Origin of the sequence: Streptomyces venezuelae ATCC 10712 (assembly GCF_008639165.1) — a bacterium.
Lineage (GTDB): Bacteria > Actinomycetota > Actinomycetes > Streptomycetales > Streptomycetaceae > Streptomyces > Streptomyces venezuelae.
Genome location: NZ_CP029197.1, coordinates 2757489 through 2780687 on the forward strand (window position 1 = coordinate 2757489; position 23199 = coordinate 2780687).

General features: G+C 72.4%; 18 protein-coding genes. 7 read left to right on the forward strand and 11 right to left on the reverse strand.

Going from position 1 to position 23199, the window contains the following annotated elements:
• Positions 1–38 precede the first annotated feature (38 nt).
• Complete coding sequence (locus tag DEJ43_RS12570; RefSeq protein ID WP_041662413.1) at positions 39–1328, reverse strand: citrate synthase; 1290 nt, start codon at positions 1326–1328, stop codon at positions 39–41.
• 179 nt (positions 1329–1507) lie between these two features.
• The gene (recD2, locus tag DEJ43_RS12575) at positions 1508–3739 is read right to left on the reverse strand and encodes an SF1B family DNA helicase RecD2 (RefSeq protein WP_041662414.1); all 2232 of its coding nucleotides are present in this window, start codon (positions 3737–3739) and stop codon (positions 1508–1510) included.
• 122 nt (positions 3740–3861) lie between these two features.
• On the opposite strand from recD2, the gene DEJ43_RS12580 reads away from it, so the two are divergent.
• Together DEJ43_RS12580 and DEJ43_RS12585 are read left to right on the forward strand one after the other, a co-directional pair.
• The gene (locus tag DEJ43_RS12580) at positions 3862–4098 is read left to right on the forward strand and encodes a type II toxin-antitoxin system VapB family antitoxin (RefSeq protein WP_015033741.1); all 237 of its coding nucleotides are present in this window, start codon (positions 3862–3864) and stop codon (positions 4096–4098) included.
• On the forward strand, positions 4095–4511 hold the full coding sequence (locus tag DEJ43_RS12585) for a PIN domain nuclease (protein WP_015033742.1): 417 nt from the start codon (positions 4095–4097) through the stop codon (positions 4509–4511). The genes DEJ43_RS12580 and DEJ43_RS12585 overlap by 4 nt, the downstream gene beginning before the upstream one ends.
• Positions 4512–4532: 21 nt before the next feature.
• Here the strand turns inward: DEJ43_RS12585 and DEJ43_RS12590 are convergent, their stop codons facing one another.
• From DEJ43_RS12590 to DEJ43_RS12600, 3 genes are read right to left on the reverse strand one after another with little or no spacing between them, the layout of a single operon-like run.
• The gene (locus DEJ43_RS12590; protein WP_015033743.1) at positions 4533–5336 is read right to left on the reverse strand and encodes a sugar phosphate isomerase/epimerase family protein; all 804 of its coding nucleotides are present in this window, start codon (positions 5334–5336) and stop codon (positions 4533–4535) included.
• Complete coding sequence (locus tag DEJ43_RS12595; protein ID WP_015033744.1) at positions 5333–6484, reverse strand: dihydrodipicolinate synthase family protein; 1152 nt, start codon at positions 6482–6484, stop codon at positions 5333–5335. The genes DEJ43_RS12590 and DEJ43_RS12595 overlap by 4 nt, the downstream gene beginning before the upstream one ends.
• Positions 6481–7632: a Gfo/Idh/MocA family protein gene (locus tag DEJ43_RS12600; RefSeq protein WP_015033745.1), complete on the reverse strand. Its 1152-nt coding sequence runs from the start codon at positions 7630–7632 to the stop codon at positions 6481–6483. Before DEJ43_RS12600 ends, DEJ43_RS12595 begins: the two co-directional genes overlap by 4 nt.
• Before the next feature lie 111 nt (positions 7633–7743).
• On the opposite strand from DEJ43_RS12600, the gene DEJ43_RS12605 reads away from it, so the two are divergent.
• The 3 genes from DEJ43_RS12605 to DEJ43_RS12615 all read left to right on the forward strand — a co-directional run bounded on the left by DEJ43_RS12605 (position 7744) and on the right by DEJ43_RS12615 (position 12131).
• Positions 7744–8796 (forward strand): LacI family DNA-binding transcriptional regulator, encoded by a 1053-nt coding sequence (locus DEJ43_RS12605; RefSeq protein WP_015033746.1) that lies wholly within the window; start codon positions 7744–7746, stop codon positions 8794–8796.
• A 311-nt stretch (positions 8797–9107) separates the two neighbouring features.
• Positions 9108–9779, forward strand: coding sequence for a DUF4097 family beta strand repeat-containing protein (locus tag DEJ43_RS12610; RefSeq protein WP_015033747.1), 672 nt, complete (start codon positions 9108–9110; stop codon positions 9777–9779).
• Between the two features lie 69 nt (positions 9780–9848).
• The gene (locus DEJ43_RS12615) at positions 9849–12131 is read left to right on the forward strand and encodes a S9 family peptidase (RefSeq protein WP_015033748.1); all 2283 of its coding nucleotides are present in this window, start codon (positions 9849–9851) and stop codon (positions 12129–12131) included.
• 70 nt (positions 12132–12201) lie between these two features.
• Here the strand turns inward: DEJ43_RS12615 and DEJ43_RS12620 are convergent, their stop codons facing one another.
• Both DEJ43_RS12620 and DEJ43_RS12625 read right to left on the reverse strand, forming a co-directional pair.
• On the reverse strand, positions 12202–12765 hold the full coding sequence (locus DEJ43_RS12620; protein ID WP_015033749.1) for an AAA family ATPase: 564 nt from the start codon (positions 12763–12765) through the stop codon (positions 12202–12204).
• Positions 12762–13703, reverse strand: a complete 942-nt coding sequence (locus tag DEJ43_RS12625; protein ID WP_015033750.1) for an EamA family transporter — start codon at positions 13701–13703, stop codon at positions 12762–12764. The genes DEJ43_RS12620 and DEJ43_RS12625 overlap by 4 nt, the downstream gene beginning before the upstream one ends.
• A gap of 143 nt (positions 13704–13846) precedes the next feature.
• Between DEJ43_RS12625 and DEJ43_RS12630 the strand changes: the two genes are divergently transcribed.
• A complete protein-coding gene (locus DEJ43_RS12630; protein ID WP_015033751.1) occupies positions 13847–14776 on the forward strand; it encodes a LysR family transcriptional regulator in 930 nt (309 codons plus the stop codon).
• Between the two features lie 111 nt (positions 14777–14887).
• Positions 14888–16714 carry a glycoside hydrolase family 3 protein gene (locus DEJ43_RS12635; protein ID WP_041662416.1) on the forward strand — a complete coding sequence of 609 codons (1827 nt, stop codon included), beginning with the start codon at positions 14888–14890 and terminating at the stop codon, positions 16712–16714.
• A 62-nt stretch (positions 16715–16776) separates the two neighbouring features.
• On the opposite strand, the gene DEJ43_RS12640 is transcribed toward DEJ43_RS12635, so the two are convergent.
• The 4 genes from DEJ43_RS12640 to DEJ43_RS12655 form a co-directional block, all read right to left on the reverse strand.
• Positions 16777–18222, reverse strand: coding sequence for an alpha/beta hydrolase family protein (locus DEJ43_RS12640; RefSeq protein WP_015033753.1), 1446 nt, complete (start codon positions 18220–18222; stop codon positions 16777–16779).
• Between the two features lie 99 nt (positions 18223–18321).
• Positions 18322–18807: a hypothetical protein gene (locus DEJ43_RS12645; RefSeq protein WP_015033754.1), complete on the reverse strand. Its 486-nt coding sequence runs from the start codon at positions 18805–18807 to the stop codon at positions 18322–18324.
• A gap of 78 nt (positions 18808–18885) precedes the next feature.
• Complete coding sequence (locus DEJ43_RS12650) at positions 18886–19242, reverse strand: hypothetical protein (RefSeq protein WP_015033755.1); 357 nt, start codon at positions 19240–19242, stop codon at positions 18886–18888.
• Between the two features lie 71 nt (positions 19243–19313).
• Entirely contained in the window at positions 19314–23057 is a 3744-nt protein-coding gene (locus DEJ43_RS12655) for an ABC transporter ATP-binding protein (protein WP_015033756.1), read from the reverse strand.
• Positions 23058–23199: the final 142 nt, after the last annotated feature.

Consider the following 23199-nt stretch of genomic DNA (forward strand, 5'->3'; position numbering starts at 1 on the left):
ACTCGCCGCTACGGGGCGCCGGCCCTCATGGCGTACTGCTAGCGCGCCTCGACCGGGACGAAGTCGCGGAGGACCTCGCCGGTGTAGATCTGGCGCGGGCGGCCGATGCGGGAGCCCGGCTCCTTGATCATCTCGTGCCACTGGGCGATCCAGCCGGGGAGCCGGCCGAGCGCGAAGAGGACGGTGAACATCTCGGTCGGGAAGCCCATCGCGCGGTAGATGAGGCCCGTGTAGAAGTCCACGTTCGGGTAGAGGTTGCGCGAGACGAAGTACTCGTCGGAGAGCGCGTGCTCCTCCAGCTTGAGCGCGATGTCCAGGAGCTCGTCGGACTTGCCGAGGGCCGAGAGGACGTCGTGCGCCGCCGCCTTGATGATCTTGGCGCGCGGGTCGAAGGACTTGTACACCCGGTGGCCGAAGCCCATCAGGCGGACGCCGTCCTCCTTGTTCTTCACCTTGCGGATGAAGGAGTCGACATCGCCGCCGTTGGCCTGGATGCCTTCCAGCATCTCCAGGACCGACTGGTTGGCGCCACCGTGCAGGGGGCCCCACAGGGCCGAGATGCCGGCGGAGATCGAGGCGAACATGTTGGCCTGCGAGGAGCCGACCAGACGCACGGTGGAGGTCGAGCAGTTCTGCTCGTGGTCCGCGTGCAGGATCAGCAGCTTGTCGAGCGCGGAGACGACGACCGGGTCCAGGTCGTACTCCTGCGCCGGGACCGAGAAGGTCATGCGCAGGAAGTTCTCGACGTACCCGAGGTCGTTGCGCGGGTAGACGAAGGGGTGACCGATCGACTTCTTGTACGCGTACGCCGCGATCGTCGGCAGCTTGGCGAGCAGCCGGATCGTGGAGAGGTGACGCTGCTGCTCGTCGAACGGGTTGTGGCTGTCCTGGTAGAAGGTGGACAGCGCGGAGACCACCGAGGACAGCATCGCCATCGGGTGGGCGTCCCGCGGGAAACCGCGGAAGAAGTTCTTGACGTCCTCGTGGACCAGCGTGTGCTGCGTGATCTCGTTCTTGAAGGTCGCCAGCTCGTCGACCTTGGGAAGCTCGCCGTTGATCAGCAGGTACGCCACCTCAAGGAAGGTGGAGCGCTCGGCCAGCTGCTCGATGGGGTAGCCGCGGTACCGCAGAATCCCCTGCTCACCGTCGAGGTAGGTGATCGCGGATTTATAGGCGGCGGTGTTGCCGTATCCGCTGTCCAGGGTGACCAGACCGGTCTGGGCTCGGAGTTTCCCGATGTCGAAGCCCTTGTCGCCGACGGTGCTCTCGACCACCGGGTAGGTGTATTCACCGTCCGCGTACCGCAGTACTACAGAGTTGTCGCTCACGTCATCCCTCACCGACGTAGTGCCTCTTCTTCGAGGTGCCCTGACTGTCTCTACCATCCCCCATTTGGCTCAGGAGAGTGCACTCGGGGTCGACCATTGGGCCAATCGGCGGCACTCAGTGCCGCCAACCTTCATATCCTGCCCCCTTCGCCCCGGTTCCGGTAGTCCTCCGTGATCTTTCACACGAGGGTGCCGCCTGTGAGCCGGAAGGCGAGTGCGGTAAAGCGCCTGCCCGCGGAGACCGTACGGACCGCCTGGGCGATCGCCCGGCGGGACCCGACGAGGACGACGAGCTTCCGGGCCCGGGTCACGGCCGTGTAGAGCAGGTTCCGCTGGAGCATCATCCACGCGCTCATGGTGACCGGGATCACCACGGCGGGATACTCGCTGCCCTGCGAACGGTGGATGGTGACCGCGTACGCGTGGGCGAGCTCGTCCAGTTCGTCGAAGTCGTACGCCACCTCCTCGTCCTCGTCCGTCCGCACGGTCAGCCGCTGCTCGACGGTGTCCAGTGCCGTGACGACGCCGACCGTACCGTTGAAGACCCCGTTGGCCCCCTTCTCATAGTTGTTCCGAATCTGGGTGACCTTGTCACCCACCCGGAAGACCCGGCCGCCGAACCGCTTCTCCGGAAGGTCGGGGCGGGCCGGGGTGACGGCCTGCTGGAGCAGCCCGTTCAGCGCGCCGGCGCCGGCCGGGCCCCGGTGCATGGGGGCGAGGACCTGGACGTCACGGCGCGGGTCGAGGCCGAACCTGGCCGGAATCCGGCGGGCCGCGACCTCCACGGCGACCCGGGCGGCGTCCTCGGTCTCCTCCTCGGAGAAGAGGAAGAAGTCCGGCAGGCCCTCGGTCCGCGGCGGGATGCCGGCGTTGATCCGGTGCGCGTTGGTGACCACGCCGGACTCCTGCGCCTGCCGGAAGATCCGGGTCAGCCGGACGGCGGGCACCGGACTGCCCGGGGCGAGCAGGTCGCCGAGGACCTCGCCCGCCCCGACCGACGGGAGCTGGTCCACGTCCCCCACCAGCAGCAGATGGGCTCCCGGCGCCACCGCCTTCACCAGCTTGTTCGCCAGCAGCAGGTCGAGCATGGAGGCCTCGTCGACGACGACGAGATCGGCGTCCAGGGGCCGGTCCCGGTCGTACGCGGCGTCCCCGCCCGGCTTGAGTTCGAGCAGCCGGTGCACGGTGGAGGCCTCGGCGCCGGTCAGCTCGGCGAGCCGCTTGGCGGCGCGGCCGGTGGGCGCGGCGAGGACGACCTTGGCCTTCTTGGCGCGGGCCAGCTCCACGATGGAACGGACCGTGAAGGACTTGCCGCAGCCGGGGCCGCCGGTGAGCACGGCGACCTTCCGGGTGAGGGCGAGCCGTACGGCCTCCTCCTGCTCGGGGGCGAGGGAGGCGCCGGTGCGGTCGGCGAGCCAGCCGAGGGCCCTGTCCCAGGGCACGTCCCGGAAGGCGGGCATCCGGTCCTCCTCGGCCCGCAGGAGGCGCCGCAGCTGTCCGGCGAGCGACAGCTCGGCCCGGTGGAAGGGGATCAGGTACACGGCGGTGACGGGCGTCCCCTCCGGCCCGGGGACGGTCTCCCGCACCACGCCCTCGGGGTCCTCGGCCAGCTCGGCGAGGCACTCGATGACGAGCCCTGTGTCGACCTGGAGCAGCTTCACCGCGTCGGCGATCAGCCGCTCCTCCGGGAGGTAGCAGTGCCCCTGGTCGCTGGACTGCGACAGGGCGTACTGCAGGCCCGCCTTCACCCGGTCGGGGCTGTCGTGCGGGATGCCCACGGCCTGGGCGATCTTGTCGGCGGTGAGGAAGCCGATGCCCCAGACGTCGGCGGCGAGCCGGTAGGGCTGGTTGCGGACGACGGAGATCGAGGCGTCCCCGTACTTCTTGTAGATCCGCACGGCGATGGACGTGGACACCCCGACCCCCTGGAGGAAGACCATCACCTCCTTGATGGCCTTCTGCTCCTCCCAGGCCGCGATGATGTTCTTCGTGCGCTTCGGGCCCAGGCCCGGGACCTCGATCAGCCGGGCGGGGGCGTCCTCCAGGATCCGCAGGGTGTCGAGCCCGAAGTGCTGGGTGATGCGGTCGGCGAAGACGGGCCCGATGCCCTTGACGAGCCCGGACCCGAGATAGCGGCGGATGCCTTGGATGGTGGCGGGAAGGAGCGTCGTGTAGTTGTCGACGGTGAACTGCTTCCCGTACTGCGGATGCGACCCCCAACGGCCCTCCATCCGCAGCGACTCCCCCGGCTGCGCGCCGAGCAGCGAGCCGACCACGGTGAGCAGATCCCCGGCCCCCCGGCCGGTGTCGACCCGGGCGACCGTGTACCCGCTCTCCTCGTTGGCGTAGGTGATCCGCTCCAGCACCCCTTCGAGCACTGCGGACCCCGGCCCGCGACCTTCGTTGGACATGACCCGACGGTAGCGAACCGGTCGGACAGCGGGGGCCGGCCCGTGGCGGGGCGGGGGCTCGCCCGCGCGGTACGATGTGGGAAATATGGGCGAACCTGCCACATGACCCACAAGGGGTGACCATGGGTGTGACCAATGTGGACGTGGACGACGATGTGCTCGCCGAGGCCGCGAAGCTGCTCGGTACGACCACGAAGAAGGACACGATCAACACGGCCCTGGAAGAGGTCATACGGCGTCATCACCGCCGCGCCGCCTTCCAACGTCTCGCCGAACGCGGCGCGCGGGGGGAGCTGGAGCGCACCCGCCGGGACTGGGAGGCCCGCAAGGCAGCCCAGCACGGCGAGGGCGCGGTGTGATCACCTACCTCGTCGACACCAGCGCTTACGTCCACCTCGGTACGGATCCCGCCGCGCAGCGGCGCTGGGACGCCGAGATCGAGACGGGTGCGATCGGCATGTGCGAAGCCACCCGCACGGAGCTCCTCTTCAGTGCCGTGAACGCGGACGATCGCGAGGCGATCGAAGAGGACCTCGCGGCCATGTTCGCGCCGGTACGCGTCCCCAAGGACGCCTGGCGCTGGGTGGAGAGCGCCCAGTACAAGCTGACGCAGAAGGGGCAGCACCGCGCGGCGGGCGTCATCGACCTCCTCATCTGCGCCACGGCGGTCCACCACGGGTTGACCGTGCTGCACCGGGACAACGACTTCGCCACGGTCGCCCGTGTACTCAAGGAGGTCGAACAGCAGGACGTGCGCCACGCGGGCGGGTGACCGGCCGGCCGCCCCGCGTCCTCAGACCTCCAGGAACGCCTCCAGCGTCTCCTCCAGGACCTCCACCCCGTCCCTCGCCCACAGGGCGTCGTTGAAGAGCTCCACCTCCACCGGGCCCGTCCAGCCCGCCTTCTCCAGGAGGTCGGCCCAGGCCCTGAGGTCGATGGCGCCGTCGCCGAGTTGGCCCCGGCCGTTCAGGACCCCCGCCGGGAGGGGGGTGGTCCAGTCGGCGAGCTGGAAGGAGTGGACGCGGCCCGCCGCGCCCGCGCGTTCCACCGCCGCCGGGGCCCGGTCGTCCCACCAGAGGTGGTACGTGTCGACGACCACGCCCACCTGGTCGGCGGGGAAGTGCTCCGCGATCGTCAGCGCCTGGTCCAGGGTCGAGACGGCGCAGCGGTCGGCGGCGTACATGGGGTGGAGGGGTTCGATCGCCAGCCGGATGCCGCGTTCGGCCGCGTAGGGGGCGAGGGCGCCGATGGCCTCGGTGATCCGGGCCCGGGCCGAGGGCAGGTCCGGGTAGGCGGGGGTGAGGCCGCCGGAGACCAGGACGACGGTGTCCGTGCCGAGGGTCGCCGCCTCGTCGATCGCCGCCCGGTTCTCCGCCTCCCAGCCGTCGGAGGTGAAGAAGCCGCCCCGGCAGAGGGTCGTGACGGTCAGGCCGGCGTCCCGGACGAGGTCGGCGGCGGCCGCCACCCCGTACTCCTGGACCGGTTCGCGCCACAGCCCGACGCCCGGGATGCCGAGGCGGACGCAGTGGGCCACCAGGTCGGGCAGGGCGAGCTGTCTGACCGTCATCTGGTTGATGCTGAAGCGGTCCGGGTTCACGCCAGGCCTCCGTGGACCTTCAGGAGGGAGCGCATGCGGTCCTCCGCGAGCGCCGGGTCGGGGAAGAGTCCCAGGCCGTCCGCCAGTTCGTACGCCTTCGCCAGGTGCGGCAGGGAGCGTGCGGACTGCAGGCCGCCGACCATCGTGAAGTGGTCCTGGTGGCCGGCCAGCCAGGCCAGCAGGACGACGCCCGTCTTGTAGAAGCGGGTCGGCGCCCGGAAGAGGTGGCGGGAGAGCGCGACCGTCGGGTCGAGCGTGGCACGGAAGCCGTCGACGTCGCCCGTGTCGAGCGTCCGTACCGCGTCCGCCGCCAGCGCTGCCAGCGGGTCGAAGATGCCCAGCAGGGCGTGGCTGAAGCCCTGTTCGTCGCCCGCGATCAGCTCCGGGTAGTGGAAGTCGTCGCCGGTGTAGCAGCGGACGCCCTCCGGGAGCCGGCGGCGCAGCGCCACCTCGCGGCCCGCGTCGAGGAGGGAGACCTTGATGCCGTCGACCTTGTCGGGGTGGGCGGCGATGACCTCAAGGAAGGTCTCGGTCGCGGCGTCCAGGTCCGGCGAGCCCCAGTAGCCGTCGAGTGCCGGGTCGAACATCGGGCCGAGCCAGTGGAGGATCACCGGCTCGCTCGCCTGGCGGAGCAGGTGGCCGTACAGGTCGAGGTAGTCGTCGGGTCCCTGCGCCGTGGCGGCGAGGGCGCGGGAGGCCATCAGGATGGCGCGGGAGCCGGTCTCCTCGACGAGCGCGAGCTGCTCCTCGTACGCCTTGCGGACTGCCGCCAGGTCGGCGGGGGCGGTGAGTTGGTCGGTGCCGACGCCGCAGGCGATCCGTCCGCCGACCGCCTTCGCCTCCGCCGCGCTGCGGCGGATCAGTTCGGCCGCGCCGGCCCAGTCGAGGCCCATGCCGCGCTGGGCGGTGTCCATGGCCTCGGCGACCCCGAGGCCGTGGGACCAGAGGTGCCGGCGGAAGGCGAGGGTGGCGTCCCAGTCGACGGCGGCGGGGGAGTCGGGGGTGGTGTCGGCGTACGGGTCCGCGACCACGTGGGCGGCCGAGTAGACGGTGCGGGAGGCAAGGGGGCCGCCGCCGTTCAAGGTCAGGGGCTCGGTGCGGGGCGCGTACTCCCTCACGCCGCCGCCGAGTTCGGGCAGGCGGATCACAGGCCGACCTCCGGGACGTCGAGGCGGCGGCCCTCGGCGGCGGACCTCAGGCCGAGTTCGGCGAGCTGGACGCCGCGGGCGCCGGCGAGCAGGTCCCAGTGGTACGGCTCGTCGAGGACGACGTGCCGCAGGAACAGCTCCCACTGGGCCTTGAAGCCGTTGTCGAACTCGGCGTTGTCGGGGACCTCCTGCCACTGGTCGCGGAAGGGTTCGGTGGCCGGGATGTCCGGGTTCCAGACGGGCTTGGGGGTGGCCGAGCGGTGCTGGACGCGGCAGTTGCGCAGTCCGGCGACGGCGGAGCCGTGGGTGCCGTCGACCTGGAACTCGACGAGCTCGTCGCGGTTGACCCGGACGGTCCAGGAGGAGTTGATCTGGGCGATGGCGCCGCCTTCCAGCTGGAAGATGCCGTACGCGGCGTCGTCGGCGGTGGCCTCGTACGGCTTGCCCTGCTCGTCCCAGCGGCGCGGGACGTGGGTGGCGACCTGGGCGGTGACGGAGGTGACCCGGCCGAACAGTTCGTGGAGCACGTACTCCCAGTGCGGGAACATGTCGACGACGATGCCGCCGCCGTCCTGGGCGCGGTAGTTCCAGCTGGGGCGCTGGGCGTCCTGCCAGTCGCCCTCGAAGACCCAGTAGCCGAACTCGCCGCGTACGGACAGGATCTCGCCGAAGAAGCCGCCGTCGATGAGGCGCTTGAGCTTGAGCAGTCCCGGCAGGAACAGCTTGTCCTGGACGACGCCGTGCTTGACGCCGTGCTCGGTGGCGAGCCGGGCGAGGGCGAGCGCGCCGGCGAGGTCTCCGGCGGTCGGCTTCTCGGTGTAGATGTGCTTGCCGGCCCGGATCGCCTTGGTGATCGCCTCGGCGCGGGCGGAGGTGACCTGGGCGTCGAAGTAGATGTCGACGCTGTCGTCGGCGAGGACGGCGTCGAGGTCGGTGGACCATTCGGTGAGGCCGTGGCGTTCGGCGAGCGCGCGCAGGGCGGGCTCGCGGCGGCCGACGAGGACCGGCTCGGGCCAGAGGATCTCGCCGTCGCCGAGGTCGAGGCCGCCCTGTTCGCGCAGGGCGAGGATCGAGCGGACGAGGTGCTGGCGGTGTCCCATGCGTCCGGTGACGCCGTTCATGGCGATGCGGACTGTCCTGCGTGTCACGAAAGGTTCCTCTCCCCGGTGTTCCGCGCCTGGATAGAAAGCGCTTTCCATCGATGATGACGCTAGCCTGCCGACATCGCCGTCGACAAGGGCCCTGGAGGTACGCACACGATGACCGTCACCCTGGCGGACGTGGCCGCTCGCGCACGGGTCTCCCCCGCCACCGTCTCCCGCGTCCTCAACGGCAACTACCCGGTCGCCGAATCGACCCGGGAACGGGTCCTGCGGGCCGTGGACGAACTGGACTACGTCCTCAACGGGCCCGCGAGCTCCCTCGCCGCCGCCACCTCCGACCTGGTCGGCGTCCTCGTCAACGACATCGCCGACCCCTTCTTCGGGATCATGGCGAGCGCCGCCCAGAGCGCCATCGGCGAGGGCGCTTCGGGGCGCGGCGGCGGCGAGAAGCTCGCCGTCGTGTGCAACACCGGCGGCTCCCCCGCACGCGAGCTGACCTACCTCACCCTGCTCCAGCGGCAGCGGGCCGCCGCCGTGATCCTGATGGGCGGCTCCCTGGAGGCCCCCGAGCACCTGGCGGCGACGACGGCCAAGCTGGCGAAGCTCGCGGAGGCGGGCACCCGGGTCGTGCTGTGCGGGCGCCCGCCGGTGACCGGCGACGCGAACGCGGCGGCGCTCGTCTTCGACAACCGGACCGGCGCGCGGCGCCTGACCGAGCACCTGCTCGGCCTCGGGCACCGACGCATCGGTTACGCGGCCGGGCCCGGCGACCGGACGACGACCCGGCACCGCCTCGAAGGGCACCGGGACGCGCTCGCGGCCGCGGGCGTCCCGGAGGGGCCGACGGTCCACGGCGCGTACGACCGGCGGGCCGGGTACGAGGCGACGGCCGAACTCCTCGCCCGCGACCCGGAACTGACCGCGGTGGTCGCCGCGAACGACACGGTGGCCCTCGGCGTCTGCGCGGCCCTGCGGGAACGCGGCCTGGACATCCCGGGCGACGTGTCCGTGGCGGGCTTCGACGACCTGCCCTTCTCGGTGGACGCGGTCCCGTCCCTGACGACGGTCCATCTCCCCCTGCACGAGGCGGGAGTTCGGGCGGGGCGGCTGGCGATGGGGACGGAGGAGCCTTTGGCGGGCGGCCTTGAGCAGGTGTCGGCGGAGCTGGTGGTGCGCGGGTCGACGGGACGGCCCCGCACACGGGGATAGTCACCCGGAGGCCACCGGACGCCGTCGCGAGCATCGCTCGCGGCGGCGTTCGTCGTTTCCCGGCGGGCCGGCGGCCACGCGGCCCGGCGAGCGGATCCGGCAGAGCATTCACCTCCAGTTCATTGCAACAGGAGGAGCCGGGTTCGTTGCATTAGACGCGAAACCATTGCAATGAAATCCATGGATCTACCTGCGGATACTGCTTATTGACGCAATGAATGCGTTGCCAGAAGCGCGAACGCAACGTAGCTTTTCCCTCATCGGAAACAGCGGGCCGACAGAGCGCACGCTGACCAGACAGGAGAAAAGCCATGCAGAAGTTCGCCACCACCGCCGCCATCGCCGCCACCCTCGACATCCCCGCCGGACGCATCGAGCTCATCGCCTCCGACCGGACCGACGCCACCGTCGACATCCGGCCCGCGAACGCCGCCAAGGGCGCCGACGTGAAGGCCGCGGAGCAGATCACCGTCGAGTACGTCGACGGCGTGCTGCGGATCGCCGCCGCCCCCGCGAAGAACCGCATCCTGGGCGACTCCGGCTCCGTCGAGGTGACCGTCGAACTGCCGGCCGGCTCCCGCGTCGAGGCCGTCGCGGCCGCCGCCGAACTCCGCGGCGCCGGGCCCCTCGGCGACGTCACCTTCGAGGGCGCGCAGGGCACCGTCGTCCTCGACGAGGCCGCGAGCGCCCGCCTCACCCTCGCCGCCGGCGACATCACGGTCGGCAGGCTCGGCGGCTCCGCGGAGATCAGCACCCAGCAGGGCGACCTCCGCGTCGCCGAGGCCACCGGCGGCACGGTCGTGCTGCGCACCGAGTCCGGCGCGATCTCCGTCGACGCCGCCCGCGGCGTCTCCGCGATCCTCAACGCCGGCACCGCCTACGGCCGGATCCACAACGCGCTCACCAACTCCGCGGGCTCCGCCGCCGAACTGACCATCCACGCCACCACCTCGTACGGCGACATCACCGCCCGCAGCCTCTGAGGCACCACCGCCCGCCGAGATCGACTTCAGCCAACAGCCAACAGCCAACCGCCAGAACGGACACACGACATGAGCTCCACCCAGGACTACATGGCCGCCGAGCAGCTGCTCCGCCGGCCCGCCCGCCCCGGCGAGCTCGTCGTCGGCGACAGGGTCCGGCCCCAGTGGATCGACGGAGGCACCCGCTTCTGGTACGGGGTGAGCAACGGGGCCGGCAAGCGGTTCGAGCTGGTCGACCCCGCCGCGGGCACCCGCGAGCCGGCCTTCGACCACGCCCGGCTCGCCGCCGCCCTGGCCGCCGCCTCCGGCCAGGAGGTCGACCCCCAGGCCCTGCCGTTCACGGCCATCGTGCCGACCGGGGACGCCGTGGAGTTCTTCGGGCTCGGCGCGTACTGGCGCTGCCGCCTGGACGACTACGCCTGTGAGCGGGCCGAGTTCACCCCGCCGGGCAACCCGCTGGACGTCACCTCGCCCGACGGGAAGCACGCGGTGTCCCAGCGGGGCCACGACCTGTGGGCGCGCTCGCTGTCCGACGGCCGCGAGTGGGCGCTGACCACCGACGGCGCCCCGGACCACGCGTACGGTCCGGGCCCGGCCGCCACCGGCAACGCCACCCTGCTGCGCAAGCTCGGCGTGCCCCACCTGCCGCCCGCGGTGGCCTGGTCGCCCGACTCGACGAAGGTCCTCGCCCACCGGACCGACGAGCGGTCCGTCCGGGAGACCCACCTCCTGGAGGCGAGGCCCGCCGACGGCGGCCCGGCCCGGTTGCACACCCAGCGCTTCGCCCACCCCGGTGACGAGCACCTGCCGCTGGCCGAGCTGGTCGTCCTCGACGTCGCCACCGGCACGGTGGTCCGCGCCCAGGCCGAGCCGCTGCTCATGACGCACGTCTCGCCGGTCACGGCCCGCTGGGCCTGGTGGGCCCCGGACGGATCGGCGGTCTACTACCTGGGCCGACCGCGCGACCTGCGCACGCTCGCCCTGTACCGCCTCGACCCGGCCACCGGCGAGGTCACCACCGTACTGAGCGAGACCGGGGACACCCGCGTCGAACCCAACCAGTGGATGACCGAGCCGCCGATCGTGCGGGTGCTCGCCGACGAGGTGCTCTGGTACTCGCAGCGCGACGGCTGGGGCCACCTCTACCGGTACGACCTGAACACCGGTGCGCTGCTCGGCCAGGTCACCTCCGGCCCGTGGGCGGTGCGGCAGATCCTGCACGTCGACGAGGGGGAGCGGGTCGCGTACGTCACCGTCTCCGGGCTCGTCGACGAGGACCCGTACCGGCGCACGGTCTGCCGGGTCGGCCTGGACGGCTCCGGCTTCGCCCGGGTCACGGACGACGCGCTGGACCACGTCCTCACGCTGCCGGAGGACCCGGACACCCACGCGTACTTCGTCGACTCCGCCTCCACGGTCGACACCCCGCCGGTCACGACGGTCCGCGACTGGACCGGCCGGGTCCTGGTCGAGCTGGAGCGCGCCGACATCGGCGGGCTGACCGCGACCGGCTGGACGGCTCCGGAGCGCTTCCGCGTCAAGGCCGCCGACGGCGAGACCGACGTCCACGGGGTGCTGTACCGGCCGCGCGGCTTCGACCCGGACGGCTGCTACCCGGTGGTGGACAACCTCTACCCCGGCCCGCAGGTCAACCGGGTCGCCCCCGGCTTCGACCCCGGCGGCATGGGCATGGACGCGGAGCCCCTCGCGGCACTCGGCTTCGTGGTCGTCGCGCTGGACGGGCGGGGCACCCCGGGCCGGAGCAAGGCCTTCCACGACGCCTCCTACGGCCGGCTGGCCGACGCCGGCGGCCTGGCCGACCACGCCGCGGCCCTGCGGCAGCTGGCCGAGACCCGGCCGTGGATGGACCTGGACCGGGTGGGCGTCCTCGGCCACTCCGGCGGCGGGTTCGCGGCCGCGCGGGCGATGCTGGAGTTCCCCGAGGTGTACAAGGCCGGGGTCGCGCTCTCCGGTTCGCACGACGCGCCCACCTTCCACGCGGGCTTCGTGGAGGCGTACGACGGCGACGACCGCGAGGCGTGGGCCCGGACGTCCAACCTGCACCTCGCGGACCGGCTGGCCGGCAAGCTGCTGCTCGTCCACGGCGACATGGACGACCAGGTCCACCCGGACCAGACCCTGCGGTTCGCCGACCGGCTCCTCGCCGCCGGCAAGGACTTCGAGCTGCACGTCGTGCCCGGCGCCGAGCACACCTTCATCGACTGCCTGGCCCATGTCCGCACCCGCTGCTGGGACTTCCTGGTCCGCGAGCTGATGGGCACCCTGCCGCCGGCCTACCGGCCGGCGCCCATCGTGATCGGTCCCGAGCTGCTGTCCGAGCTCTTCGCCTGATCCCCGCGGGGGGGAATCAGGAACGCCGGACCCCCACCCGGGGGTCCGGCGGTTCGCTTCTCCGGCCGGGTCACTCCCCCGGCTTCAGACCCGTCACCCTCAGGACCGCGTCCACCGTCTCCTCGACCGTCTGGTCCGCGTTGTCGATCCAGACGCCCTCGTCCGACAGCTCCTCGCGCATGGCCTCGTCCAGGAACGCCCAGTTCGTCGTCAGGCGCTTGTCGCGGGCGTTGTTCCGCTCCCAGGCCCGGTCCGGGCCCGGGGCGAGGATCACCACGTGGAGCGGGACCGCCCGCGCGTGGGCGCGGTAGAAGTCCAGGTGGGAGCGGCGTACGACGACGTCGTCGAGGACCGGCAGGAAACCGGCCGTGGCGAGACTGTCCGCGAGGAGGCAGGCGTTGCGGGCGCGCAGCAGGATCTGGCGGTCCGCCTCCGGGTCGCCGTCCGGGGTCGGCCAGTGGCAGCCGCTCACGATGAGGGACTGGAGGTCGTCGACCTCGATGTGCGCGGCCCGGGCGAAGCGGGCGGCGAGGGCGGCCGCGACCGTGGATTTGCCGCTGCCGGGGATGCCGGCGAGCAGGACGGCTCCGGGGGCGGACTCGGGGGCGTCGACGGTGATGTGCTCGAAGGTCATGCGGGCCTTTCCTCGCTGAGGGCGCGACCGGAGGACGATACGGGCACGGGGGCCGGGTCCGCCACGGAATTCCCGCCGGTCCTGCGGCCGGGCGCCAAGGAGGTCAGGGCCACTCCCCCGACGAGCAGTGCCGCCGCGCCCCAGCGGGCCGGGCTCACGCCCTCGCCCAGGAAGAGCGCGGCGGAGGACATGCCGAAGACGGGGACGAGGAGGGAGAAGGGGGCGACGGACGAGGCCGGGTAGCGGCGGAGCAGCCAGCCCCAGGCGCCGAAGCCGAAGACGGTGGTGATCCAGGCGACGTAGACGATGACGCCGGCGCCGGCCGGGTCGAGGCCGCGCAGGGCCGCCAGGTCGCGCTCCGGGCCCTCCAGGAGGAGGGAGAGGGCGAGCAGCGGCAGGACGGGCACGGTGCTGACCCAGACCATGAAGTTGAGGGCGTCGGGCGGGGAGGCCTTGCGGGTGAGGACGTTGGACACGCCCCAGCAGGCCGCCGCGCCGATGACCAGGGCGAAGCCGGTGAGGGACCCGGTCCCGCCCTCGTCCGCCGCGGCCACGGCGATGCCCGCGAGGGCGACGGCCATGCCCGCGAGCTTGAGCCGGCCGGGGCGTTCGCCGAGGGCGGCGAAGGCGAAGAGGGCGGTAAAGACGGCCTGGACCTGGAGGACGAGGGAGGAGAGTCCGGCGGGGGCGCCGAGGTCCATGCCGGTGAAGAGCAGTCCGAACTTGGCGACGCCCAGGACGAGTCCGACCGCCAGGATCCACTTCCAGGCCACGGTCGGCCGGCCCACCAGGAAGACGGCGGGGAGTGCGGCGACGAGGAACCGGAGGGCGGAGAAGAGCAGCGGCGGGAAGTGGTCGAGGCCGATCTCGATGACGACGAAGTTGACTCCCCAGACGGCGGCGACCAGGGCGGCGAGGGCGAGGTGGGCGGGGCGCATGTGATCGAGGATGACCGGCGGCGACCGTGTAGCACCAGCACGGGTTCCTTCATGGTGGGATGTAGCGATGCTTCATCCTCGCCTTCCGGTGCGGATGCGGCGACGCTTCGCTTCCCTGCCATCGATCACCCGAGGAGGAGCCCGTGCTGGATCTCGGCCGTCTGCGCGCCCTGCACGCCGTCGCCGTCCACGGCAGTGTCGGCGCCGCCGCCACCGCCCTCGGCTACACGCCGTCCGCGGTCTCCCAGCAGATCGCGAAGCTGGAGCGGGAGACCCGCACGACCCTGCTCGAACGCAGCGGCCGGGGCGTCCGGCTCACCGACGACGCCCATCAACTCGCCGCCACCGCGCGGCAGCTGCTCGCGCTCGTCGAGGAGGCGGAGGTCCGGATCGAGGAGCGGCGCGGCCGGCCGGCCGGGCGGCTGGCGATCGGCTGTTTCGCGAGCGCGGCGCGCGGTCTGATGCCCCGGGCGCTCGCGGAGCTCGCCCGGCTCCACCCGGACGTCGACGCCCGCCTCACCGAGGTGGACCCGCACGTGTCGATCGACCTGGTGGCGCGGGGCGTGATCGACCTGGCGGTGGCGCACGACTGGGACATCGCCCCGCTGCCGGTGCCGCCGGGGGTGGAGCAGGCGGTGATCGGCGACGATCTGTGCGACATCCTCGTCCACCGGGACCATCCGCTGGCGGCGCGGGAGTCGGTGCGCCGGGAGGAGCTGGCGGCGGAGCGGTGGATTTCGCAGCCGCCGGGGACGGTGTGCCACGACTGGCTGACGCGGACGCTGCGGGCGACCGGTTTCGAGCCGCTGATCGTGCATCAGGCGGAGGAGAACCACACCCAGGTGGCGCTGGTGGCGGCCGGTCTGGGGATCGCGCTGGTGCCGCGCCTCGGGCGGGGGGCGCTGCCGCCGGAGGTGGTGCCGGTGCGGCTCGACCCGATGCCGACGCGCCGGCTGCACGCCATGTGGCGGACCGGGGCGGCGCGGCGCCCGGCGATCCGGGAGACGGTCCGTACGCTCCAGGAACTCTGGCCCGGGATCGCCGCCGTGGGTGATTCGTGCGCGGGTCCTTGACCTGGCAGTTACTTTCGGGCTATCCGTGACTCCTTGGAAGTTTCCTTCAACGGCGGCTTCCGGGGTCCCGACACGGATTCCTCCCACCTCGCACGGCCGGAAGGAGCATCAGTGCACCACCGCGCCCCCGCCCCCTCCCGACGCACCCTCCTCACGGTGACCGCCGCCGCGGCAGCGGCCGCCGTCACCGGGTTCGCCACCCCCGCCCACGCCGGGCAGGACCGGCACGACGACCGGAAGCTCCGGCGGATCATCGACCGCATGTCCCTCGAGGAGAAGGTCGGCCAGCTCTTCGTGATGCGGGTGTACGGCCACTCCGCGACCGCCCCCGACCAGGCCGACATCGACGCCAACCTCCAGGACATCGGCGTCCGCACCGCCGCCGAGCTGGTCGAGCGCTACCACGTGGGCGGCGTCATCTACTTCTCCTGGGCCCACAACACCCGCGACCCGCGGCAGATCGCCGAGCTCTCCAACGGCATCCAGCAGGCCGCGCTCGCCCAGCCCACGCCGGTCCCCGCGCTGATCTCCACCGACCAGGAGCACGGCATCGTCTGCCGGGTCGGCGAGCCCGCCGCCCTGCTGCCCGGGGCGATGGCCCTCGGCGCCGGCGGTTCGCGGGCGGACGCCCGCAGGGCCGCGCAGATCGCGGGCGAGGAGCTCGCGGCCGTCGGCATCCGGCAGAACTACGCGCCGGTCGCGGACGTCAACGTCAACCCGGCCAACCCGGTCATCGGCGTCCGCTCCTTCGGCTCGGACCCGGCGGCCGTCGCCGGCCTGGTCGCCGCGCAGGTCACGGGGTACCAGCGGGCCGGGGTCGCGGCCACCTCCAAGCACTTCCCCGGGCACGGCGACACCACCGTCGACAGCCATGTCGGACTGCCGACGATCAGCCACACGCGGGCGCAGTGGAGCGAGCTGGACGCGCCGCCGTTCCGGTCCGCGATCGCCGCCGGGATCGACTCGATCATGACCGCGCACATCGTGGTCCCGGCGCTCGACCCGAGCGGGGACCCGGCGACGCTGTCCCGGCCGATCCTCACCGGCATCCTCCGCGAGGAGCTGGGCTACGACGGCGTCGTGGTCACCGACTCGCTCGGGATGGAGGGGGTGCGCACCCGGTACGGCGACGAGCGCGTCCCGGTCCTCGCCCTGAAGGCCGGGGTGGACCAGCTGCTGAACCCGCCGAAGCTCGACGTGGCGTGGAACGCGGTCCTGAGGGCGGTGCGGGACGGCGAGCTGACGGAGGCCCGGCTCGACGAATCGATCCTGCGGATCCTGCGGCTCAAGGCGAAGCTCGGTCTGTTCCGGCGGGCGTACGTCAGCCGGGCGGGCGTCGACCGGGTGGTCGGCAGCGCCGCGCACCTCGCCCAGGCCGACCGGATCGCCGAGGCGACCACGACGCTGCTGCGCAACGAGGGCGGGTTCCTGCCGCTGAACCCGGCACGCCACGGTTCGGTCCTCGTCGTCGGCGCCGACCCGGCGTCCCCGTCCGGTACGACGGGTCCGCCGACGACCACCCTCGCGACCGCCCTGACGGAGCTCGGCTTCACCGCGACCGCGCTGTCCACCGGGATCAGCCCGACGGCGGCGCGGATCGAGGAGGCGGTGGCGGCGGCCGCCGGCAAGGACGTCGTCGTGGTGGGCACGTACAACGTCACGGGGGCGAGCCCGCAGCGCACGCTCGTGGCGCGGCTGGTGGCGACCGGGGTGCCGGTGGTGACGGTGGCGATCCGCAACCCGTACGACATCGCCTGGCTGGAGGGTCAGCGGGCGACCCTCGCCACGTACTCCTGGACCGATGTCGAACTCCGCGCCGCCGTACGGGTCCTGGCGGGCCGGGCCCGCCCGAGGGGCCGGCTGCCGGTCCCGGTGCAGGACGCCGAGGAGCCGGCGAAGGTGCTCCACCCGGTCGGGTACGGACTGTCGTACCGCTGACACGACCGCCACGACGGGGGGGTGGGGTGCGCCGCCGGACGCACCCCACCCCCTCGGAGCGGTTACGGCCGCAGACCGTGCTCCTTCGTCGCGTCCTCGTCGACCTGCCGGTCGAGGCGCGCGTCGAAGCGGGCCAGCGGCTGCGCCGCCTGGACGGCCGGCGCGGGGACGCCCGCCCAGGCGAGGATGCGGGCGGTGGCGTTCTCCCGCTCCGCGTCGACGAGCCCGGCGACGTTCGCCCCGTGGTTGGCGCCCGGCGCCACGTACACGTAGCTGTCGCGCGCGCCCTTGCCGAGGTGGAACTTCTCGGAGCCCCACGGGTCGTTGCCGCCGTACACGAAGAGCATCTTGTTCGCGTTGTTGCGGACCCAGCTGTCCACGTCACGCATGGCGTGCGGCTGGAACTTCATCGGGATCTCGCGCGGCACGAAGTTCCGCGCGGGCTGGTAGCCGTAGCGGCTGAGGCCCTTCAGGTGCGGCTGCTTGATGGTGGGCGAGCCGAGCTGGGTCGCCGCCTGGTAGTAGTACGGCGTGTAGCCCTCCAGGCCCTGGTCGGTGTAGGCGGACCAGCCGGAGTAGGCGTCGATCGTCTCGTAGACGACGTCGTCGCTGGCGGTCTTCGCGTCCGGGATCTGGTCGCAGACGTCCTCGCCGTAGTACTGCCAGAAGCCCCACACGAAGTCGAGGACGACGGCCTCGAAGGCCTTGTCGAGCGTGCCGACCGTGTTGAAGGTGGCGCCCTCCGACTCGGCCCACGCCTGGTACTTGGCCTCCAGGGGCGCGCGGCGGACGAGGGCCTCGCGCTGGAGGTTGTTCAGGCGGTCGCGGCACTCCTTGGTGCCGACGGTCTCGAAGAACCGGTCGTAGGCCGAGTCCTCGTTGTTGACCACGTCGTTCGGGGCGACGTAGGCGACGACGCCGTCCATGTCCCGCGGATAGAAGCGCTCGAAGTAGGTGGCGGTCATGCCGCCCTTCGACGCTCCGGTGGAGAGCCACTTCTGGCCGTAGATCTTCTTCAGCGCCGTGAAGATCCGGTGCTGGTCGCTGGCCGCCTGCCAGATGTCGAGCTTCGACCAGTCGGCGGGCTGCGGGCGGGACGGCGTGAAGAAGCGGTACTCCATGGAGACCTGGTTGCCGTCGACGATCCGCGTCGGCTCGGCCCGGCTCGGCGTGGTGCTCAGCGAGTAGCCGCTGGTGCGGAAGACGGTCGGGCGGCCGGTGTCCTTGTGCAGGACGGAGATCCGCTGGTCGAACGTGCCGGCCCACGGGCGCCGGTGGTCGATCGGCTGCTTGTAGTTCAGGACGAAGAAGCGGTAGCCGGCGTACGGCTTCTCCTCGATCAGGCTCATCCCGGGGATCGCCAGGATGCGGTCCTTGATGTCCGTGCTCTGCGAGTCGACGACGGCCGTGCTGTCCGTGTCCGTGTCCGCGGCGGTAGCCACGCCGGTCGGTGCCACGGTGCCTATGAGCACCGAAAGCGACAGCGCCCATCTCAGCGACTTGCGCATTCACCCTCCCCTTGGTTCACAACGGTGTCGCGAACCTAGCGGGGGCAACGTGTGGACCGCCAGACCCAGTTGGTCCTTACCCTTGGACTTCTGCGTCCGTCAGCACAGGATCCAGCCGGTGGACGTGCCCCGCCCGGCCACCGAACCGGTCGCGCGGACGCACCGGTTGAGGGCGTGGACGGTGACCGGGCCGGTCTGCCGGTCGAAGCGCCCGGACGAGACGGCGGGCCTGCCGCCGCGCGGCTGGAGGGAGACGGCCATCGCGCGCCGGGGGCCCGGCTGCTTGGCGACGGTGACGGCGCAGGCGTACTGCCGGGTCCGGTAGAGGCGGAGCTCGCCGGTGGGGAAGGTGATCGTCCGGGTGGGCCGGCCCTGGCAGACGGAGACGGCCTCCGCGGTGCCGCCGCCGAGGCCGGGGACGAGGGTGACCGGGGTCAGGACCAGGACGAGGGCGCCGACGAGCGGTGCGAGGAGCCGGCCGAGCAGCCGCCGGTGGCGGGGGCGGCCAGGCCGTTCCTCCCGCGCGCCCGCAGGGGTCTCCGTCTCCGTGTCCGTCTTCGCGCCCGGTTTCCCGTCCCTGGACATGCTTCCCCTCCCGAGTGGATCGGCGTACGGGCGTACGACGCACAAGGCCACGGAATGGTTGCCTCCGGCTCGTGCCCCTTACGCGAACGCGGTGAGGAGGAAGAACAGGAAGACGCCCTCGGCGCCGAGCTGGGTCCAGAACGCCGCCCGGCGGACCTCGGCCCGGGAGGTGCTCTGCACGGTCACGAGCGCCACGAGGGCGATCACCAGGGCCGCCACGTACAGCACGCCGGGGGTGCCCTCGCAGGACTCGCCGTAGGTGAGGCAGCGGGCGGCCTTCTCCCGGGTAAGCACGAGGACGCCGGCGAGCAGACAGGCCGGCACCCACAGCGCCGCCCAGACCACGGACCGCCTCCGCAGGCGCGCGGCCGCCGGGTCCGGCGGGGTGATGGGGACGGGCGAGGCGGCACGGGTACGGGGCTGGTCGCTGCTCATGCCCCCATCCCACCGCTCCCGGGGCGGTCCCGGCATCCGTCCGGATACTCAGCCGCCGGCCGGAGGCGTACTCACACCCGCTCCGGCTCCTCCTCCTCGGCGCTCTCGCCGACGAAGGTCCGCCACAGCGCCGCGTACCGGCCGCCCAGGGCGAGGAGCTCCTCGTGGCTGCCGTCCTCCGCGACCCGGCCGTGGTCCATGACGACCACCCGGTCCGCGCGGGCGGCGGTGGTGAGGCGGTGGGCGACGACCAGGGTGGTGCGGCGTCCGGCGACGCGGTCGGTGGCGGCGTTGACCTGCGCCTCGGTGGCCAGGTCGAGGGCGGCCGTGGCCTCGTCGAGCAGCAGGATGTCCGGGTCGACGAGCTCGGCCCGGGCGAGGGCGATGAGCTGGCGCTGACCGGCCGAGAGGTTACGGCCCCGCTCGGCGACCTCGTGGAGGTAGCCGCCGTCGAGGGTGGCGATCATGTCGTGGGCGCCGACCGCGCGGGCCGCCGCCTCCACCTCCGCGTCGCTCGCCTCGGGACGGCCGTACGCGATGGCGTCACGGATCGTGCCGGCGAAGAGGTACGCCTCCTGCGGGACGACGCCGAGCCGGTGCCGGTACGCGGTGAGGTCGAGGTCCCGCAGGTCGGTGCCGTCGGCGGTGACCCGGCCGCCCGTCGGGTCGTAGAACCGGGCGACCAGCTTGACCAGGGTGGACTTGCCCGCGCCGGTCTCGCCGACGAACGCGACGGTCTGCCCGGCCGGGATGCGCAGGTCGATGCCGGTCAGGGCGGTCTCGCCCTGCGGGGCGCCGTCCTCCCCGCCGTACGCGAAGGAGACGTCCTCGAAGGCGATCTCGCCGCGCAGCGACAGCACGTCAAGGGGTGCGGGCGCGGCGGCCGTCGAGGTCGGCTCCTGGAGGAGCTCCTGCATCCGCTTCAGCGAGACGGCGGCCTGCTGGTAGCCGTCGAAGACCTGCGAGAGCTGCTGCACGGGGGCGAAGAACAGGTCGATGTAGAGCAGGTAGGCGACGAGCGCGCCGGTGGTGAGGGTGCCGGCCTCGATGCGGTTCGCGCCGACGATCATGACGGCGGCGGCCGCGGCCGAGGAGAGCAGGGTGACGAACGGGAAGTAGACCGAGATCAGCCACTGGCCCCGGACGCGGGCCTCACGGTAGTGGTCGCTGCGCTCGGCGAACCGGGCGGCGCCGGAGTGCTCGCGGCGGAAGGCCTGCACGATCCGGAGGCCGGAGACGGACTCCTGGAGGTCGGCGTTGACGACGCTGATCCGCTCGCGCGCCAGCTCGTACGCCTTCACGCTGGAGCGGCGGAAGTAGTACGTGGCCACGGCGAGGACCGGCAGGGTCGCGAAGACGACCAGGGCGAGCTGGAGGTCGAGGACGAGCAGCGCGACCATGATCCCGAAGAAGGTCACGACCGAGACGAAGGCGGTGACCAGGCCCGTCTGCAGGAAGGTGGACAGGGCGTCCACGTCCGTGGTCATCCGGGTCATGATCCGGCCGGTGAGCTCCCGCTCGTAGTAGTCGAGACCGAGCCGCTGGAGCTGCGCGAAGATCTTCAGGCGCAGCGCGTAGAGGACCCGCTCGCCGGTGCGGCCGGTCATCCGGGTCTCGGCGGTCTGCGCCACCCACTGCACGAGCACGGTCACCAGGGCGAGCGCGGAGGCCGCCCACACGGCGCCGATCGCGAGCCGGTTCACGCCCTCGTCGATGCCGTGCCGGATCAGGACCGGCAGCAGCAGGCCGGCGCCCGCGTCGAGGGCGACCAGACCGAGGCTGATGAGCAGCGGCAGGCCGAAGCCGCGGAGCAGCCGGCGCAGGCCGTAGCTCTCCTCGGGCGAGACCGCGCGGCCCTCGTCGATGCCGGGGGTGTCGGTGGCGGGCGGCAGGGCCTCGACGGCGGCCAGCAGCTCGGGGGTGGCGCCGGGCGCGGCGCTCTCCGGCGCGGCGGTCTCGTCCCGTACCCACAGGGTGGGGGTGATCCCGCGCTCGGCGTCGAACTCGGCGTCCAGTTCGGCCCGCAGACCGCGGTCCTCGGGCACCTCGGTGGGGGTGACGTGGCCGGGCGAGACGCCGCCGAGCTCGTCGGGGTCGGTGAGCAGCCGGCGGAAGAGCGGGGAGCGTTCCTCCAGCTCGGCGTAGGTGCCGATGTCGGCGAGCCGGCCGTCCTCCAGGACGGCGATCCGGTCGGCGAGGCCGAGGGTGGAGCGGCGGTGCGCGATGAGCAGGGTCGTACGGCCCGCCATCACCGACTTCAGGGCCTCGTGGATCTCGTGCTCGACCTTGGCGTCGACGGCGGAGGTGGCGTCGTCGAGGAGGAGCAGCCGGGGGTCGGTGAGGATCGCGCGGGCGAGGGCGACGCGCTGGCGCTGGCCGCCGGAGAGGGTGAGGCCGTGCTCGCCGACCTTGGTGTCGTACCCGTCGGGCAGCTCGGCGATGAAACGGTCCGCCTGGGCGGCGCGGGCGGCGGTCTCGATCTGCTCCTGGGTGGCGTCCGGGAGGCCGTACGCGATGTTGGCGCGGACGGTGTCGGAGAAGAGGAACGAGTCCTCGGGGACCAGGCCGACGGCCGCGCGCAGGGAGTCGAGGGTGAGCTCGCGGACGTCGTGGCCGCCGACGAGGACGGCGCCGTGGGTGACGTCGTAGAAGCGCGGGAGGAGGAGGGAGACGGTGGACTTGCCGGAGCCGGAGGCGCCGACGACGGCGACGGTCTCGCCGGCCCGGATCTCCAGCGAGAAGCGGTCGAGGACCGGCCTGCCCTCGTCGTACGCGAAGGAGACGTCGTCGAACTCGACGGTCGCGGGCGCGTCCGCGGGCAGCTCCTTGGTCCCGTCCTTGATGACGGGCTCGGTGTCGACGAGGTCGAGGACCCGCTCGACACCGGCCCGGGCCTGCTGGCCGACGGTGAGGACCATCGCGAGCATGCGGACCGGGCCGACGAGCGAGGCCAGGTACGAGGAGAAGGCGACGAAGGTGCCGAGGGTGATCTGGCCCCGGTAGGCGAGCCAGCCGCCGAGGGCGAGGACGGCGACCTGGCCGAGGGCGGGCACCGCCTGGAGGGCCGGGGTGTACTTCGAGTTCAGCCGGATCGTCCGCAGCCGCCCGGCGAACAGCTTCCGCCCGGCCTCCCGGATCTTGCCGGTCTCCTGGTCCTCCTGGCCGAAGCCCTTGACGACCCGGACGCCGGTCACGGCCCCGTCGACGACCCCGGCGACGACGGCGGCCTGCTGCTGGGCGTGCCAGGTGGCGGGGTGGAGGCGGGTGCGGCTCCGCTTGGCGATGAACCAGAGGGCGGGGGCGACGGCGAGGGCGACCAGGGTGAGCGGGAGGGACAGCCAGGCCATGACGCCCAGCGAGATGAGGAAGAGCAGGATGTTCCCGACGGTCATCGGGAGCATGAAGAGCAGGCCCTGGATCAGCTGGAGGTCGCTGGTGGCCCGCCCGACGACCTGTCCGGTGGACAGCTCGTCCTGCCGCCGCCCGTCGAGCCGGGTGATCGTGGCGAACATGTCGGTCCGCAGATCGTGCTGGACGTCGAGCGCGAGCCGTCCGCCGTAGTAGCGACGGACGTAGGTGAGGGCGTAGACGAGGACGGCGGCTCCGATGAGGAGCCCGGTCCAGACGGCGAGGTCCCGGGTCTTCGTCCCGATGACGTCGTCGATGATCACCTTGGTGACCAGCGGCACGAGCGCGAGCACGGCCATGCCGAGCAGCGAGGACCCGAGCGCGAGCAGCGTGTTCGCCTTGTACCGCCACGCGTACCCGGCCAGCCTGCGCGCCCAGCCCTGCTGTTTTTCCCCGACCGCCGCCACGAAGGGCCTCCCGTCCGTCCTGCTCTACCGGAAGGCCCAACACGGCTGGGCTGCGATTTCATCCCGCCGCAACACATGCCGCCGGGGTTTCGTCCGGAGGTCCCACGGGGGCGGGCCGCAGGTCCTAGGACCGGGGCCAGCC

Coding starts and splice junctions, on each gene's coding strand:
- recD2 (WP_041662414.1), bottom strand. CDS start 3,739: ATGTCCAACGAAGGTCGCGGGCCGGGGTCCGCAGTGCTCGAAGGGGTG.
- DEJ43_RS12580 (WP_015033741.1), top strand. CDS start 3,862: ATGGGTGTGACCAATGTGGACGTGGACGACGATGTGCTCGCCGAGGCC.
- DEJ43_RS12605 (WP_015033746.1), top strand. CDS start 7,744: ATGACCGTCACCCTGGCGGACGTGGCCGCTCGCGCACGGGTCTCCCCC.
- DEJ43_RS12610 (WP_015033747.1), top strand. CDS start 9,108: ATGCAGAAGTTCGCCACCACCGCCGCCATCGCCGCCACCCTCGACATC.
- DEJ43_RS12615 (WP_015033748.1), top strand. CDS start 9,849: ATGAGCTCCACCCAGGACTACATGGCCGCCGAGCAGCTGCTCCGCCGG.
- DEJ43_RS12620 (WP_015033749.1), bottom strand. CDS start 12,765: ATGACCTTCGAGCACATCACCGTCGACGCCCCCGAGTCCGCCCCCGGA.
- DEJ43_RS12625 (WP_015033750.1), bottom strand. CDS start 13,703: ATGCGCCCCGCCCACCTCGCCCTCGCCGCCCTGGTCGCCGCCGTCTGG.
- DEJ43_RS12640 (WP_015033753.1), bottom strand. CDS start 18,222: ATGCGCAAGTCGCTGAGATGGGCGCTGTCGCTTTCGGTGCTCATAGGC.
- DEJ43_RS12645 (WP_015033754.1), bottom strand. CDS start 18,807: ATGTCCAGGGACGGGAAACCGGGCGCGAAGACGGACACGGAGACGGAG.
- DEJ43_RS12650 (WP_015033755.1), bottom strand. CDS start 19,242: ATGAGCAGCGACCAGCCCCGTACCCGTGCCGCCTCGCCCGTCCCCATC.